General features: G+C 63.1%; 11 protein-coding genes and 1 tRNA gene. 8 read left to right on the top strand and 4 right to left on the bottom strand.

Annotated features, from left to right (window positions below; all coding sequences use genetic code 11):
- Nucleotides 1–7: 7 nt before the first annotated feature.
- Both R4P95_RS18520 and R4P95_RS18525 read right to left on the bottom strand, forming a co-directional pair.
- Complete coding sequence (locus tag R4P95_RS18520; RefSeq protein WP_317746314.1) at nt 8–898, bottom strand: O-methyltransferase; 891 nt, start codon at nt 896–898, stop codon at nt 8–10.
- A complete protein-coding gene (locus R4P95_RS18525) occupies nt 898–2,298 on the bottom strand; it encodes an ATP-binding protein (protein WP_317746313.1) in 1,401 nt (466 codons plus the stop codon). The genes R4P95_RS18520 and R4P95_RS18525 overlap by 1 nt, the downstream gene beginning before the upstream one ends.
- A 73-nt stretch (nt 2,299–2,371) precedes the next feature.
- Here R4P95_RS18525 and R4P95_RS33615 point away from each other — a divergent pair, with 73 nt between their 5' ends.
- A complete protein-coding gene (locus R4P95_RS33615; RefSeq protein ID WP_397517781.1) occupies nt 2,372–3,715 on the top strand; it encodes a DNA cytosine methyltransferase in 1,344 nt (447 codons plus the stop codon).
- An 832-nt stretch (nt 3,716–4,547) separates the two neighbouring features.
- Here the strand turns inward: R4P95_RS33615 and R4P95_RS18535 are convergent.
- Together R4P95_RS18535 and R4P95_RS18540 are read right to left on the bottom strand one after the other, a co-directional pair.
- Nucleotides 4,548–4,620 (bottom strand) — tRNA-Arg (locus R4P95_RS18535).
- 61 nt (nt 4,621–4,681) lie between these two features.
- Nucleotides 4,682–5,056: a DUF4345 family protein gene (locus R4P95_RS18540; RefSeq protein ID WP_317746311.1), complete on the bottom strand. Its 375-nt coding sequence runs from the start codon at nt 5,054–5,056 to the stop codon at nt 4,682–4,684.
- Nucleotides 5,057–5,157: 101 nt separating this feature from the next.
- Here R4P95_RS18540 and R4P95_RS18545 point away from each other — a divergent pair, with 101 nt between their 5' ends.
- The 7 genes from R4P95_RS18545 to R4P95_RS18575 all read left to right on the top strand — a co-directional run bounded on the left by R4P95_RS18545 (nt 5,158) and on the right by R4P95_RS18575 (nt 16,148).
- The gene (locus R4P95_RS18545; RefSeq protein ID WP_317746310.1) at nt 5,158–7,188 is read left to right on the top strand and encodes a cytochrome c oxidase assembly protein; all 2,031 of its coding nucleotides are present in this window, start codon (nt 5,158–5,160) and stop codon (nt 7,186–7,188) included.
- Between the two features lie 166 nt (nt 7,189–7,354).
- The gene (locus R4P95_RS18550; RefSeq protein WP_317746309.1) at nt 7,355–7,819 is read left to right on the top strand and encodes a single-stranded DNA-binding protein; all 465 of its coding nucleotides are present in this window, start codon (nt 7,355–7,357) and stop codon (nt 7,817–7,819) included.
- Nucleotides 7,820–7,934: 115 nt separating this feature from the next.
- Entirely contained in the window at nt 7,935–9,614 is a 1,680-nt protein-coding gene (gene ettA / locus R4P95_RS18555; protein ID WP_109328817.1) for an energy-dependent translational throttle protein EttA, read from the top strand.
- A gap of 1 nt (nt 9,615) precedes the next feature.
- Nucleotides 9,616–10,041 (top strand): acyl-CoA thioesterase, encoded by a 426-nt coding sequence (locus tag R4P95_RS18560; protein WP_109328819.1) that lies wholly within the window; start codon nt 9,616–9,618, stop codon nt 10,039–10,041.
- A 107-nt stretch (nt 10,042–10,148) separates the two neighbouring features.
- Entirely contained in the window at nt 10,149–15,047 is a 4,899-nt protein-coding gene (locus tag R4P95_RS18565) for an NAD-glutamate dehydrogenase (protein ID WP_317746308.1), read from the top strand.
- Nucleotides 15,044–15,469 (top strand): acyl-CoA thioesterase, encoded by a 426-nt coding sequence (locus R4P95_RS18570; protein ID WP_109328823.1) that lies wholly within the window; start codon nt 15,044–15,046, stop codon nt 15,467–15,469. The genes R4P95_RS18565 and R4P95_RS18570 overlap by 4 nt, the downstream gene beginning before the upstream one ends.
- A complete protein-coding gene (locus R4P95_RS18575) occupies nt 15,462–16,148 on the top strand; it encodes a hypothetical protein (RefSeq protein ID WP_213572610.1) in 687 nt (228 codons plus the stop codon). The genes R4P95_RS18570 and R4P95_RS18575 overlap by 8 nt, the downstream gene beginning before the upstream one ends.

A 16,148-nucleotide genomic window follows, 5' to 3' on the forward strand; every position in this document is an offset into this window, starting at 1 on the left:
CAGCCGCCTATTTGACGCCTACTCGCCAACGGTAAACGTCGGCAAAATCCTTGATATCCTTCTTTTCAATCCCTTTGATCGCGGGTAGCCCTGCGCTCCCACCGATTTCTGCTTCGAGGTAGCTCATCTCGCGTTCGGTCAGCATTGGTACACGGATTTCAAAGGCCTCGTCGGCTGAGCGAACAAAGGGCAGGTCTTCAAATCGACACATATCAACGATTCTCTCGAAGCCTGGACTGCAGACGATCCCGCCCCATGTAAGCATCTTCGCATCGTCTGCGTACTCGAAGTTGTACAGTTGCCGAAAGGTGCCTGAATGTGCTTGTCGAACCACACTATTCGCGAGATCGTGAAGAATACGCCGTTGCTCTCTGGTGGGGCCCGATTTGGTCATGTCCGCGTCAGTGAGGGAGTCGGACACACGGTCACCGAGCGAGTCCTTCAAGTTCTGCAATCGGTTCGGAAGGGGAACTCCTGTCGTCGCGCCATTAACGGTCACGATTACAACGCTGCCTGCCAGGCAGCTCCGTAAGACGAAGTCGACGTCGCGTAGAACATCGGTGTTGAGAACATCTGTGTAATCCAGCCAGACTATCGCCAGCTGCGACCAATCGATTTCGGGCAGTACATCTCTCGCGTCTCCCATAAGCAGTTTTATACTGCTATAGGGGCGGTTGAACTCATATCGGTGCTGGTTGCTTGTATCCTTCTCGATGCTTGTCATCCGCGTTACTCCGAGTCCCTTGTGGAACTCGACGAAATCGATGAACTCTAACGCGCCGAAACCGACGTACTGAAATTTCTCCAGAGGCGCGATCGCGGTGAGTCGTCTGCATGAGTCGACGATCATTCGTCGTTGCGCAGCCTTTGCTGGCCTAAATTCATACTGGCGTGCCATCAGCCGATTTCCGCGTCGTAGAAGTAGTCGAAGGTGAGGCGCCCAACTTCCGACCCAGTTGTCGCATTGAGCGAAGCGGCAACCTCTTTAAAGCGATCGACCTCGACCGCATACTGCACCCGTTGGGTTCGGCGGGCTGGTGCGGTCGGGCGTGGCCTCGCGGGTGGTGCGGGGTAGACCATCGTCTTTGACTTGGGCAACTGGGAGAGGGGTACGTCCGGGGACTCATCGAAAGCGACGAGCATCTCTGGCTTCTCGTCGTTTTCTTCAATCTTGGCGCGCTCGTTCTTCGCGCGATTGATTGCGCCCTGAACAGCGACCAGCGCCAATTTCATTTCGTTCTGGACTTTTCGAAATACGGGAGAGTCTCGGTCCACGGCCGTCTTCGTCGTATTCCATGGGAGGAGTGATGCATCATCTGCAGCGAGGTACACGAACCCGCGAAACAGTCGATACTGCGGATGGTACGCAGCAGCTGGCGATCCCCAGCCGGTAATTGGCGACCGATCAGCTACAAGCAAGAGTCGATCGTTGCAGAAAAGGTACCAGCCTGCGTCTCCTGGATCCTGAAAGTTCTCTGCTTGACCGTCATCTGGATTGTCTGCGCCCTTGTTAATCGGTGCAATTGTTCCAGCGAACAGCTTAACTTCAACTACCCCGGAATTGTGATCGATCTCGAATTCTTTGAATATTGGCTGGATCAGCTCTGAGGACTGCAATGAAGGACGTGAAGCTGTCAGTCTCTCGCCATTCAGATAAAGGGCGAGGCCTGATTGAATCGACTCCTGGTGGCGTATCTTGAGTTCCGCCTTCAGTTGTCTCAGGACGTCGGCATCCTGCAAATCGTCTGCCACGCTGGTGTGAAGTTTCTCCACGCGAATCTTTGTACCTGCAATTTCGTCAGGTTCAAGCTGAACGTTCTCTTGTACGGTGCCGAAATGAAATGTCCATTCATCTTGCATGGCCCATTCATCGACATCGACAGTCAATGAAAAAGTTGAATCATTGCCAGCATGTTCACTTCGGTGTTGGGAATCGACGGTGAAGTAGCGGCCGAGCTTGAAGATCGCCCGTTTCATTCCGACCCCGAACTGGCCGACTGACCGTTTGACACCGCTAAAGTTCTTCGAACGACCGAATCGAAAGGCATAGTGTCGGGCGATGTCGACAGAGATGCCTCCAGAGTTATCCGAGATCTCGAAGGCCTCCGGGGTTACCTCAATCTTCACCCACTGGTTCTCCAGGTTCCCATCGCCGTGAAGGTTTCGCGCACCGTCGACACAGTTGTCGACAAGGTCGACGATTGCGGGAAGGAGTTCGATATCCTTCACCAGCATCTCGATGAAGAACCGCTTCTCAGCGTCCGCATCGATCCTGTTGTCGGGGGTAGTTGTCACCATGCGCATCATCATGCACCACACACACGCACGGGCGCGCGCGGCATACCCGAAGCGATGTGCATAGGAGCGCGAAATGTGCGATCGTCTTCAAGTGCCGATCACTCCCCAGTCCCAGACTCACTCAACCCGCCGACCAATTGCGATCGATCTCTTCTCGGGTGCCGGCGGTCTGAGTCTTGGGTTCGAGCAGGCCGGATTCGACGTGGTAGCGGCCGTTGAGTACGACGCAGTTCATGCCGCTACCCATCTGTATAACTTCCCCGAGTGTGAGATCCTTTGCCGTGACGCGTCGAGACTGTCGGCCGACGACCTGCTTCAAGCCGCCGAGAGGGGTTTCCGGCGGGCTAATCCGAGGGCGCGGTGGCATGGGCGTGTCGACGCGATCGTCGGCGGCCCTCCATGTCAGGGTTTCTCTGCAGGCGGGAAAAGGCTGGCGAATGACGAACGTAACGATCTTTTGCTGCAGTTTGTTCGGCTGGTCACCGAAGTTCAACCGCGGGTCTTCTGCCTTGAGAATGTGGCGGGATTGTTGGAGGTGAAGTTTGAACCGGTACTGAAGACTGCGCTGGCGGAACTTCGAGCGGCAGGGTACGAGGTGTCGGGTACAGACACGCCGGTAAACAGCATCGACTTCGGAGTTCCGCAGAGGCGAAAGCGCGCGATCATTCTTGGCTCCCGTGAGGGTGTGATCCCTCCGCGGCCCATACCTATCCAGGGCAAGCTCTCTGTCGCTGAAGCGTTGCAAGGCCTTCCGCCGCTCCTGGATTATCCAGAACTTTTGGATTCGGACGAAGTTGAGCTCAGATCAGTCGACCAGGAGTATCGCGGTGGAATCACGGCGCCGTACGCACGGCAGCTTGCGGGGTTCGACAGTATTCCGGGCGACCGTTCTCGTCCTCGTGTGTGGGACCCGATCTTGTTAACCAACTCGCGGCGGACCATCCATGGGGAGGCAACAGTTCGTCGATTTGAAATGACTAGGCCGGGTTCAGTGGAGCCAAAAAGTCGTCTGTATCGACTTCCGAATGAGGGGCCCTCTCGAACACTTCGTGCAGGGACGGGTTCGGAGCGGGGTTCACATACATCGCCGCGGCCGATTCACCCCTCAGTAAACAGGGTGATTACTGTGCGGGAGGCGGCTCGTCTTCACGGGTATCCAGATTGGTTTCGATTTCATACGACCAACTGGCATGGACATCGGCAAGTGGGAAATAGTGTTCCACCCCCGTTGGCAAGGGCGGCGGCGCAGGTTCTAATGCAGCTGCTCGGGAACCGCCCGGGTCTTTTGCGCTCGGCACGGAAGTTGGGGGATCCCTCCCTGCTCCGGATGAATATGGCAACCGCGAAGCTCGTTGTCAACGCAGTCGATGATGAGCTGCCTGCAACTAGGACGCGGACGCTCAAGCAGGCGGAATAGGTGTTCGTCTGGCAAGCGTTCCGCGGTCAGCAATCAGCGTGAACGCCGCAAAAGCATCCACGTCTCCCGCGACGGAGCGGAGCGACCTTGTTCCACGGGTCACGATAAGCAGGTCGAAGGTCGGACTTGGTCTTCTTTGAGTTCACTCCTTTTCGCCAGCCTCGCCGTCAGGTAGGCGCCTCGGGCGGGTTCCCCCCGCGCCGGGGCATGTTGGGGTCCCGGCGATCGAACGTGTGAGCGAAACTTCGTAGTGAAGTCAGTCGAGCCTTCGTTGTCCGAACGGGCACCACTCGGGCTGACCGCATACATCATCGGTTGGGAGTTATGCGCCTGCGACTCCGCCAGCAATGGTGGCCATCGAACGCACTACTGCCGCGAGTGCGGGGCGATGGTGTGGGCGCCGCCGTGCACGGGTGCCGCTCCGTAGACGGACCGGTGGGCGCATTGACCGGGACGGCATTCGATGCCGTGAAAACGTCACCGCCTCCGCTTTGGCGGCATCTCCGGCGAGGCCAAAAGGATCCAGTGCGTGACAGCTTCCGCGGTGAAGAGGTGGCGTTGTCCGACTGTCCGAGGGAGTGAAACCAATGCGCCTGAGTTCGCGGCCGCGTACACGCGGCCGTCGCCACGACGTGACAACGCCTGGACCTCTTTGACGGTCAGAAGTTGGGGCATCTTCAATTCGGACACCGCGTCTGACTCTCCACTTACTCTCCACTTTGGTTGACACAAGTGGGAACGAACGGGAACAAACGTTCGATTGAAACTTCGGTGGAAACCCGATCTCCGCTGGTCATCACCTTCGTTGACTTATTCCCACTTGTGTCGTATGTGCCCCCGGCAGGATTCGAACCTGCGACCAAGAGATTAGAAGGCTCTTGCTCTATCCCCTGAGCTACGGAGGCGCGGTCGAAATATTACCTGTTGCCCGGACGCCGCTCGAGCACGGCTGCACAGCTCGTGTCGTCAGCTGATGGCAGCAGCCCATAGCAGTAGCCCGGCCAGAACGAGCTCCACGACGAAGTAGAACCAGACGGGGTAGAAACGCTGGGGACGATCGACGAGCCCGGCGACGATGCGCCCCACGGCCATGCCGACGAGTGCCACAGCCACCACGACGGCGGCCACCGATCTGATGCCCTCGACGTCGAATGCGGCGAATCCGAGCAACACAGCCACCGCGACGCCGAATCCCCCGTACACCGCACGAACCTCGGCGCGGGCGGTCGGCGAGTCGGCGGTCAACCCGAACGGCGCCACCAGCCGGGCAGGCATGACCAGGCCGTAGAGGCCCATCCCTGCGAAGAACAACGCCACCAGAATGATCAGAAGCGCGGCCATACTGTCTCCTCGACTCCGCGGAACGGGCTTCCGCCGACGGTAGCGGAGCATCCGTGGACCCTCGGTCTCCGACACGGCGTCGTAGGTCCTACCCTGGAGGTATGGCTACACCCCAGCTCACGGCCTCCGACTCGACGTCCAACAGTCCGGCTCGGGTCGATTCCACGGCCCTGTTCGTTGTGGCGGGACTCATTGCCGGGCTGGTCGCTGCACTCGTCGTCGGCTTGTCTGCCGCTCAGGCCCTCGTGCTGCTCGGTATCCCGGATCCGGGACCGCTCACCACCTATGGGCTGCCTGCGTTGCGGGCGGTGTCGGAGATCGCGGCCGTCGTCACCATCGGATCACTCCTGCTCGCCGCCTTCTTCGTACCGCCGCAGAAGTCGGGGGTACTGGACGTGGACGGCTACCGTGCGGTCCGGGCGGCGTCCTATGGCGCCATCGTGTGGGCGGCGTCCGCGCTGGTCCTCGTTCCACTGACGCTGTCGGACACCTCCGGGCAACCGTTCACGGAAGCGGTGAAGCCGAGCAACATGTTCGCCGCGCTCGACCAGGTGGAGCTGGCCGGGGCGTGGCGCTGGACGGCGATCATCGCGATCGTCCTCGCGATCGTGTCCCGGTTGGTGCTGCGATGGTGGTGGACACCGATCCTGCTCGTCGCAGGCATTCTGGGGCTGATGCCGCTGGCACTGACCGGGCACTCGTCGTCCGGCGGCTCGCACGACCTGGCTACCAACAGCCTGATCCTGCACTTGGTTGCGGCATCGCTGTGGGCCGGCGGGCTGTTCGCTCTGCTCGCGCACGCCCGTCGGCGAGGCGCCCACACCGATGTCGCGGCGAGGCGTTTCTCCTCGGTGGCAACCGTGTGTTTCGCCGTGATGGCAGCCAGCGGCGTGATCAATGCCCTGGTGCGTGTGCCCATCGGCGACCTCGTCGACACCACCTACGGGCGCCTGGTGGTGGCCAAGATGGTCGCGCTCGTCCTCCTCGGCGGGTTCGGCTGGGCGCAACGCCGCCGGGCTCTGCCCGCACTGCACAAAGACCCCTCGAACCGCGGCAACCTCATCAGGTTCGCGGGCGCGGAAGCCATTGTCTTCGCCGCGACGATCGGTCTCGCTGTCGGATTGGGTCGGACGCCCCCGCCTGCACCGACTAGAGCACCGACTCTCACCGAGGTCGAACTCGGTTACAACCTCTCCGGACCGCCGACGTTCGCCCGACTGATGTTGGACTGGCGGTTCGATCTGCTCTACGGCACCGCTGCACTGGTGCTCGCCCTCGTCTATGTACTCGGTCTGCGCAAGCTCCACCGTCGCGGCGACAGCTGGCCGGTCGGCCGGACGCTCGCCTGGATGTGCGGATGCGCGGTGCTCCTCCTGGCCACGTCGTCCGGGGTGGGGCGCTACGCACCCGCGGTGTTCAGCGTGCACATGGGTGCGCACATGGCGCTGTCCATGCTGGCCCCGGTTCTCCTCGTTCTCGGGGCTCCGATCACTCTCGCGCTGCGAGCACTCGATCCGGCGGGCAAGGACGGTGTGCCGGGGTTACGGGAATGGATCCTGGCCGCGCTGCACAGCCGGTTCTCGCAATTCATCACTCACCCCCTCGTCGCGGCGGCTCTGTTCGTCGGCGGTTTCTATGCGCTGTACCTCGGCGGAATCTTCGGCGCCACCGTCGACTCGCACTCCGCCCACCTCTTGATGAATCTGCACTTCCTGCTCAGCGGGTACCTCTTCTACTGGGTGGCGATCGGCGTCGACCCCTCCCCACGCCAGCTGCAGCCCGTGACGAAGCTTGCGATGGTGTTCGGGTCGCTGCCGTTCCACGCCTTCTTCGGGGTCGCGCTGATGAGCATGGGCGCCGTCATGGGCGAGTGGTACTACCGTTCGCTGGGCCTCGGCTGGAACTCGGACCTGGTGGGGGACCAGAAACTGGGCGGCAGCATTGCTTGGGCCACGGGCGAAATTCCTCTGGTGCTCGTCATGATGGCGCTCCTCATCCAGTGGTCGCGCAGCGACGACCGCACCGCGCGACGCGTTGACCGGGCGGCCGACCGGGACGACGACGCGGACCTCGCCGCCCACAACGCCATGTTCGCCGAGCTCGCGAAACGCGACCGCGAGGCGGGACTCTGACCGCTAGCACGCATCCCCGACACGACGGGCTGGTCATTTCCGGTTTTCGGTCGGTTGTCCACACCTGCCCCGTTTCTCCACAGATTCGCCGCGGGCGACGATTGCGCGGTTCCACGGAGGCAGGCTGTGTCCAACGGCAATCGCAGAACGACACAGGGGGAGCGCGATGTACGAGACACACGGCACGGTGGTCGGCACGGTCATCACTACACCGGTCACACGATCCGGATCCGCCGGCGAGGACTTTCTCGCCTTCCGGATGGCAAGCACGGTACGCCGCCGCGACTACACGACGGGGGAGTGGCGCGACGGCAGCACGCTGTACCTCACGGTCACCTGCCGGCGCCGGCTGATGTCCGGAGTGGTGCAGTCGCTGGCGAAAGGGGATCCGGTGATCGTCACCGGTGAACTGCGGACCAACGAATACACGACGCGAGACGGCGTCGCACGGACCGACCTCGAGTTGAGCGCCACCGCGGTCGGACCCGATCTTGCGCGGTGCACGGTCGTCCTCGACCGGGAACCCCGGACCGTTGCACCCGTGGAAGCAACGGAAACTTCTTCCACGGAATCTGTCTCCAGCGAATCTGCCTCTACGGAACAGGCCGCCGCGGAGACGCTCGTCGCCTGATGCGGCGCCGGGCACCCGCGCAGCCGGGTGCCCGGGCGAGCCGGAAAGCATCCGTTCCCCTCTTCCCACGATCCGCAAATGTGGGTTCGACGCCCTACACCATTAGGCTGGCCACATGGCTGAGTTCATTTACACGATGAAGAAGGTGCGCAAGGCGCACGGTGACAAGGTCATCCTCGATGACGTCACGATGAGCTTTTACCCCGGCGCCAAGATCGGTGTGGTCGGCCCGAACGGCGCGGGTAAGTCCAGCATCCTCAAGATCATGGCGGGGCTGGATCAGCCGGGCAACGGTGAAGCATTCCTGGCTCCCGGTGCCTCCGTCGGAATCCTGATGCAGGAGCCCAAGCTCGACGAATCCAAGACTGTTCGCGAGAACGTCGAGGAGGGTATGGGCGAGACCATGGTCCAGCTCAAGCGGTACAACGAGATCGCCGAGCTGATGGCCACCGACTACTCCGACGAGCTGATGGAGGAGATGGGCAACCTTCAGGAAAAGCTCGACCACGCCGATGCCTGGGAGATCGACTCCCAGCTCGAGCAGGCCATGGACGCTCTGCGCTGTCCGCCGCCGGAGGAGATGGTCACGCACCTCTCCGGTGGTGAGAAGCGCCGCGTCGCGCTCTGCAAGCTGCTGCTCAGCAAGCCCGACCTGCTGCTGCTCGACGAGCCCACCAACCACCTCGACGCGGAGAGCGTCCTGTGGCTGGAACAGCACTTGGCGGCCTACCCCGGCGCCATCCTGGCCGTCACCCACGACCGGTACTTCCTCGACCATGTCGCGCAGTGGATCTGTGAGGTCGACCGCGGCCGCCTGTACCCGTACGAGGGCAACTACTCCACCTACCTGGAGCAGAAGGCCGCCCGGCTCGAGGTCCAGGGTAAGAAGGACCAAAAGCTGCAGAAGCGCCTGAAGGAGGAGCTGGCCTGGGTTCGCTCCGGAGCGAAGGCCCGCCAGGCCAAGAACAAGGCTCGCCTCGACCGGTACGAGGAGATGGCGAACGAGGCGGAGAAGACCCGCAAGCTGGACTTCGATGAAATCCAGATTCCGGCGCCGCCGCGCCTCGGTGACGTGGTTGTCGAGGTATCGAACCTCGACAAGGGTTTCGACGGCCGTGTGCTGATCAAAGATCTGTCCTTCACACTTCCGCGGAACGGAATCGTCGGCGTCATCGGTCCCAACGGTGTCGGTAAGACCACACTGTTCAAGACCATCGTCGGTCTCGAGGAACCGGATGCGGGTGAGGTGAAGATCGGTCAGACCGTCAAGCTCAGCTACGTTGACCAGAACCGCACCGGGATCGACCCCGACAAGACGGTGTGGGAGGTCGTGTCGGACGGCCTCGATCACATCGTCGTCGGCCAGACCGAAATGCCGTCCCGCGCGTACATCAGCTCATTCGGCTTCAAGGGACATGACCAGCAGAAGCCTGCCGGTGTGCTCTCCGGTGGTGAGCGGAACCGGTTGAACCTGGCAATGACCCTCAAGCAGGGCGGCAACTTGATCCTTCTCGACGAGCCGACCAACGACCTCGACGTCGAGACGCTCGGCTCGCTGGAGAACGCGCTCGAACAGTTCCCCGGCTGCGCCGTCGTGATCTCCCACGACCGGTGGTTCCTCGACCGGACCTGCACGCACATCCTCGCGTGGGAAGGCGGCTTCGGTGACAACGAGGCTGCCTGGTACTGGTACGAGGGCAACTTCGAGGGCTACGAGGAGAACAAGGTCGAACGCCTCGGACCGGACGCGGCACGTCCGCACCGTGTCACGCACCGCAAGCTCACCCGGGACTGACGTGGGGGAGCCGGCAGTCTTCACCTACGAAGTGCAGGTGCGTTGGGGCGACTCCGACAGACTCGGGCACGTCAACAACACCCGATTCGTCGAGTACATGCAGGAAGCGCGGATCCATTTCCTCACGACGGAATTGGCCGCTGCCGGTGCGCGTCCCGGTGCGATGGTGGTGCGCAAGATGGACGTCGAGTTCCTGCGCATCATCACCGACGACTCCGGTCCGTTGAAGGTCGATGTGACAGTGCAGCACGTGGGCACCTCGTCGTACACGATTCGGCATGTCGTCACCGACCGATCCGGGGCAGTGTGCGGGACGGGTGACGCCCTGCTGGTGGCCTTCGACGTCAAGACCGAACGCTCACGCCCGCTGTCCGACGCCGAACGTGCCGGGCTGGGGCGTTACCTCGCACCGGTCAGTACCGGCTGACCAGCGGGGTACGCGGCGGCCTGAAGTTCACCCTCCGTTCCGACCGCCGCGGGATAGTCTCGAGGAGTACTTCCCGCGGCGATCGGACGAAGAGGATGTGATCACCGATGACGGAATCGGCAGCGCTGAGGGATGCGGAGTGGGCCCGGAACCTGCCCGAGGCGCTGAGATCTCAGGTGCCGGCCCTCGCTGCCACGTACTTTCGCCATGTCGATCGTGGCGACAGTGAAAGCGCGGTCAACGGTGCCTCCGACGCCGTGCTCGCCGCCCACCTGACACTCGCGCTGCAACGCCCGCCGGAGCGAGCCGTGACCCGGGTGTATCGCCCCGGAGACGGCCACCACCTCGGCGCATCCCTGCAGATCGTCAACGACGACATGCCGTTGCTGGTCGAATCGATCACCGGGTTGCTCAACCGACTCGGTATCGGCATCAGCGAATTCGTCCACCCCATCATCTCGGTACACCGCGATCCCATCGGCGCACTGCGCGGAATTCTGCTCGGCGACAAGCACGCTGACACCACCGAGCATCGCCTCACCGAGTCCTGGATTCACGTCCAACTCGACCCCCGCGCAGAAGCCACCGTCCTGGACAGGCTGGAGACGGAAGTCGGGAACGTCCTGTCGGATGTTCGCCAGGTGGTCCGGGACACCGACGCCATGCGGACTCTCCAGCGGAACCTGGCCGACCAACTCGAGGCGTCGGCGCCGAGGCCGGGCGCCACGAAAGAAGACCTGGAAGACTGCGCCGACCTCCTTCGGTGGATGTCGCAGGGCAATTACGCAGCTCTGGGATACCGCCGATTCGAGCTGGGCGAGCCTGACTCGTCAGGACAGCGGAAACTGGAGGTCGTTCCGGGGAGCGGACTCGGACTGCTGCGGTCCGACACCGTCACCGACGGACAGTTCGGCCTGCCCTCGGCGGCGGAGATTCCAGACCGCCCGCTGCTGGTTCTGACCCAGGGGTCGTTTCCGGCCACCGTGCACCGCTCGGTGTACCCGTTCTATGTCGGGGTGAGCATTCTCGACTCGAACGGCACCATCGTGGGCGAGCACCGGTTCCTCGGCGTTTTCACGGTCACCGCACTGCACGAGAACGTCCTCGACATCCCGGTCATCGCACGCCGCGTGCGTGCAGTGATCGATCGGGCAGGCTTTCAGCTGAACTCGTACTCCGGGCAGGCCATGCTCGAGGTCATCCAATCGTTCCCGCGGGCGGAACTGTTCTCCAGCGACGCCGACACGTTGTTCGACACCGTCACGGCCGTGCACAGCATCGGGTTGCGCCGGCAGCTCCGTCTGTTCGTGCGGGAAGACTTTCTGGGCAGGTTCGTCTCCTGCCTGATCTACCTTCCCCGGGACCGATACACGACGCGCGTGCGGATCGCGATGCAGAACATTCTCCTACGGGAATTGGGCGGGGGCACGCTCGAGTACACCGCCCGGGTCACGGAACTCGACCTTGCGCTGTTGCACGTCACCATCCGCAGGACTGCTGAGGAGATGGGCACCAGACTGGCTCCGTCGGACGCCGATCGTGAGCGCATCCAGGCGATGCTGTCCGAGGCGAGCCGCAGCTGGGACGATCATCTCAGTGATCTCGTCGCGGTCACACCTGGCGCGGATTCGGTTCTGGTGCAACGTTATGCGGACGCTCTTCCGGAGGGGTACAAGGAAGACTTCGACCCCGCGCGTGCTCTGGACGACCTGGTTCGACTCGAAGCTCTGGACGAGGGCACGATCGATCTTCATCTCTACCGTGACCCCGACTCCGTGGTCGGGCACTGGCGTCTCACGCTGTACGTCGGGGGTGAGGGAATCTCGCTGAGCAAGGTGCTTCCCGTCCTGCAGAGTCTGGGAGTCGAGGTACTCGATGAACGGCCCTATGCGGTTCCGCGGCCGGACGGCTTCAGTTGCTGGATTTATGATTTCGGGCTGTCGGTTCCGGCTGAGTTGCTGCGCGATTCGGTGGAGGACGACCTGGACGCCGAGTTGGCGGACGAGGGTGAGAGCTCGGCGCCGAAACTGCAGGAACGGTTCACCGAAGCTTTCACCGCTGTGTGGTTCGGACGTGCCGAGGCGGACCGGTTCAACGAACTGGTCCTCCGGGCCGGGTTGGCGTGGCGGCAGGCGGCAATTTTGCGCGCGTACGCGAAATACCTTCGGCAGGCCGGGTTTCCTTACAGCCAGTTTCACATCGAGGGCGTGGCACTGGCCAATCCGCGTTCGGCGTGCACCCTGGTCGAACTGTTCGAGGCCATGTTCGATCCCGAAACTCCGTCCGTCGAACGGGTGTCCGAGCTCGAGACGCGACTGAGGCACTTCATCGACAGAGTCGTCAGCCTCGACGCGGACCGCATCCTGCGGGGTCTCTTCGGGCTGATCCAAGCCACCTTGCGTACCAATTACTTCGTCACGGACGAGGCCGGCAATCGACGCGAGTATCTGTCCGTCAAGCTCGATCCGTCGAAGATTCTGGAGCTGCCGAAGCCGCGCCCGAAGTTCGAAATCTTCGTCTACTCACCGGACGTCGAGGGCGTCCACCTACGATTCGGGTCGGTAGCCCGCGGTGGTCTTCGCTGGTCGGACCGACGCGAGGATTTCCGCACCGAGATCCTGGGCCTAGCCAAGGCGCAGGCCGTGAAGAATGCCGTCATCGTGCCCGTCGGTGCAAAAGGCGGATTCGTCGTCAAGAACTCGCCGGTTCCCACGGGCGATGCGGCGCTCGACCGGATGCAGGCGCTCGAGGCCGGTCAGAACAGGTACCGCACCTTCATCTCCGGGCTGTTGGACCTCACCGACAATGTCGACCAGGTGTCGGGCAAGGTGGTGCCGCCCCCCGGGGTCGTGCGCCGGGACGGTGACGACCGGTATCTGGTCGTCGCCGCCGACAAGGGCACCGCCAAGTTCTCGGACCTCGCCAATTCCGTTGCCCAGCAGTACGGATTCTGGTTGGGTGACGCCTTCGCATCCGGTGGGTCGGCGGGATACGACCACAAGGAAATGGGCATCACCGCGCGGGGCGCGTGGGAGAGCGTGAAGCGGCATTTCCGGGAAGTGGGGCTGGACACGGCGCGCGAGGACTTCACCGTCGTCGGTGTCGGGGACATGAGCGGTGACGTCTTCGGAAATGGAATGCTGCTGAGCCGGCACATTCGTCTGGTCGCGGCATTCGACCATCGCCACGTTTTCCTCGACCCCGATCCTGATGCAGCGCGGTCCTTTGCGGAGCGATCCCGCCTGTTCGCTCTGCCTCGTTCGTCGTGGGCCGACTACGACACCAGCCTGATCAGCGACGGCGGGGGCGTGTGGGACCGGACTCGCAAATCGGTTCCGATCAGCGCTCCGGCACGCGCAGCTCTCGGGCTGGACGACACGATCACCGAACTGTCCCCGCCGGAACTTGTCCGTGCCATCCTGCGGGCACCGGTCGACCTGTTGTGGAACGGCGGCATCGGCACATACATCAAGGCCTCGGGCGAAACCAATGCGATGGTCGGCGACAAGAGCAACGACGCCGTCCGGATCGACGGCAACGAGGTGCGTGCCCGAGTCGTGGGGGAGGGTGGCAACCTCGGAGTGACCGCTCTGGGGAGAATTGAATACAGCCAGAACGGTGGACGAATCAACACCGACGCCATCGACAACTCGGCAGGGGTCGACTGCTCCGACCACGAAGTGAACATCAAGATCCTCCTCGATTCCCTCGTGAACAGTGGCGCGTTGCCGTCCGAGGAGCGCAACCCGCTCCTGGCCTCGATGACCGACGAGGTCGCCGACCTCGTCCTCGCCGACAACGTCGCACAGAACAACCTGCTCGGTGTCTCACGGACGAGTGCGGTACCGATGCTCACCGTGCACCGGCGGCAGATCGCCGACCTGGTGAAGCGGCGCGGACTCGATCGGAAAATCGAGGTGCTGCCCACCGACGCCGAGATCACGCGCCGACGTCAGGCCGGTCAGGGCCTGACGTCGCCGGAACTCGCCACGCTCGTCGCCCATGTGAAGCTGGCGCTGAAGGATGATCTCCTCGCCACCGACCTGCCCGACAGCGACACGTTCGCGCCGCGCCTCCCGCGCTACTTCCCGAAAATACTGCGGGAGCGCTTCCGGACAGCGATCAAGGCGCACCCCCTGCGCCGGCAGATCGTGGCGACCATGCTCGCGAACGAAACCATCGACAACGGCGGCATCACCTTCGCGTACCGGTTGGCGGACGAGGCCGGAGCGAGCAGCACCGACGCCATTCGTGCCTACGCCGCAGTCACCGAAATCTTCGCCCTCCCCGATGTGTGGGCGCGCATCCGGTCCGAGCACCTGCCGGCCGCACTCGAGGACGATCTGATTCTCGAATCGGGGCGGGTCCTCGATCGTGCGTCGCGGTGGTTCCTCACCAACCGACCGCAGCCGCTGGCCGTGGGAGCCGAGATCGCGCGTTACTCCACCGATGTCCGGAAGATGTCCCCAAAAGTCCCACACCTGCTCAAAGGTCATCAGGTCGAGGACCTCGAAACCCGGGTACGGCCGCTGATTCTCCGCGGGGCGCCCGAGGACATCGCCTTCGAGGTATTCCGCCTGCTCGACCTGTACTGCCTCCTCGACATCAGCGATGTGTCGGACATCGCCGAACGGGACATCGACGAGGTGGCCGAGCTGTACTACGAACTCGACGCCCACCTCGGGATCGACTGGCTGCTCAGCGCTGTCTCCACGCTGGCTCGCGGTGACCGGTGGCATTCACTGGCACGGCTGGCGTTGCGGGACGACCTCTACAGTTCGCTGCGGCAGCTCACGATGGAGGTGCTCCTCGGCGGCGAGCCGGACGAGAGTCCGCGCGAGAAGATCGACGACTGGGAATCGACCAATGCCTCCCGACTGGGTCGGGCGAGGTCCGCTCTCACCGAAATTTTCGAGTCTGGGACCCTTGACCTCGCGACGCTCTCGGTGGCGGCGCGTCAGGTACGCAGCATGGTGCGAGGTGTGGGCACCCGATCGGAGGTATGACGTTGAGCGAGGGTTTTCACGCGGAGGTCGAAGTTCGGTGGTCGGACATGGACGTCTTTCAGCACATCAACCACGCTCGCATGGTCACCTTGCTGGAGGAAGCGCGGATTCCCTGGCTGTTCGAGAATGATCGTCCGACTGTCACGCTGCGCGACGGCGCCGTCGTCGCCGACCTCCACGTTCGTTATCGCGGGCAGCTGCGGCACAGCGACTCTCCACTCGACGTCCTGATGTGGGTGCAGAAGGTGCGGGCGGTCGACTTCACGATCGCGTACGAAGTGCGCCCCAAGGGGGTCGACATATCGGTGCCGGCGTCGATCGTGGCGTCGACGCAGATCGCGGCCTTCGACATCGACACGCAGCGGCTGCGCAGGCTCACCGCCGTAGAGCGCGAGTATCTGGAGAGCTGGCAACGTGCATGAGCGGACCCTGTCCATTCCGGATTCCACGGAGCGGGGTGACCTCGCCACGTTCGTCGCACGCGTCGTCCGTTTGGACGAATCCGCGGTGGTCCGCCTGCGCCAACGGGGCGCGAATCGGCTGACCGTCTGGGCGGCAACAGGATTCGATGTCCTCGCAGTGCGCACAGTCGGTGGGTCCGTCTCTCCGGACGATACGTCCGCCGCCGGTGACCAGCTGCTCACGGCACTGAAATCGGTGAACGCGGGTGAGATCGACCCCGGATACTCGATGGACTCGGCGTGGCGGGGCGCACTGCCGCCCGCGGAGGGTTTCGTGCATATCGACGACGTCCCGGCGCGGGTGCTGGTCGACCTCGCCCAACGCGGAGCCGCCCTGGCGCAGGAGCACGGAAGCAGTCAGGGTCCTCCCGCGTCGCTGCTCGATCAAGAGGTGCTGCAGGTGCACGGTGCCGGGCAGACGGTGGGTGTGGCCATGCGGGTGGTGTTCGCCCTCACAGCACTCGGATTCATTCCGCACGCGGGCTCGGATCGCTTGACTGCCGACATCGACCTCGAGCGCATCGACGCCTCGGAGCTGGTCCGGGTCCGCGCCACCGCGTCGTGGCTGCGGGTGGATGCCCGGTTCGGGTCCGTCTACCGTCACCGCGGCGGGATGATCCCGCTGTCGGTCACCCGGTAA

The sequence above is a fragment of the Rhodococcus sp. IEGM 27 genome, from assembly GCF_033142305.1.
Lineage (GTDB): Bacteria > Actinomycetota > Actinomycetes > Mycobacteriales > Mycobacteriaceae > Rhodococcus_F > Rhodococcus_F oxybenzonivorans.

Excerpts from the sequence above, each read along its gene's own strand:
- R4P95_RS18525 (WP_317746313.1), bottom strand. The coding sequence starts at position 2,298 with ATGGTGACAACTACCCCCGACAACAGGATCGATGCGGACGCTGAGAAG.
- R4P95_RS18520 (WP_317746314.1), bottom strand. The coding sequence starts at position 898 with ATGGCACGCCAGTATGAATTTAGGCCAGCAAAGGCTGCGCAACGACGA.
- R4P95_RS18545 (WP_317746310.1), top strand. The coding sequence starts at position 5,158 with ATGGCTACACCCCAGCTCACGGCCTCCGACTCGACGTCCAACAGTCCG.
- ettA (WP_109328817.1), top strand. The coding sequence starts at position 7,935 with ATGGCTGAGTTCATTTACACGATGAAGAAGGTGCGCAAGGCGCACGGT.
- R4P95_RS18565 (WP_317746308.1), top strand. The coding sequence starts at position 10,149 with ATGACGGAATCGGCAGCGCTGAGGGATGCGGAGTGGGCCCGGAACCTG.
- R4P95_RS33615 (WP_397517781.1), top strand. The coding sequence starts at position 2,372 with ATGTGCGATCGTCTTCAAGTGCCGATCACTCCCCAGTCCCAGACTCAC.
- R4P95_RS18540 (WP_317746311.1), bottom strand. The coding sequence starts at position 5,056 with ATGGCCGCGCTTCTGATCATTCTGGTGGCGTTGTTCTTCGCAGGGATG.
- R4P95_RS18550 (WP_317746309.1), top strand. The coding sequence starts at position 7,355 with ATGTACGAGACACACGGCACGGTGGTCGGCACGGTCATCACTACACCG.
- R4P95_RS18570 (WP_109328823.1), top strand. The coding sequence starts at position 15,044 with ATGACGTTGAGCGAGGGTTTTCACGCGGAGGTCGAAGTTCGGTGGTCG.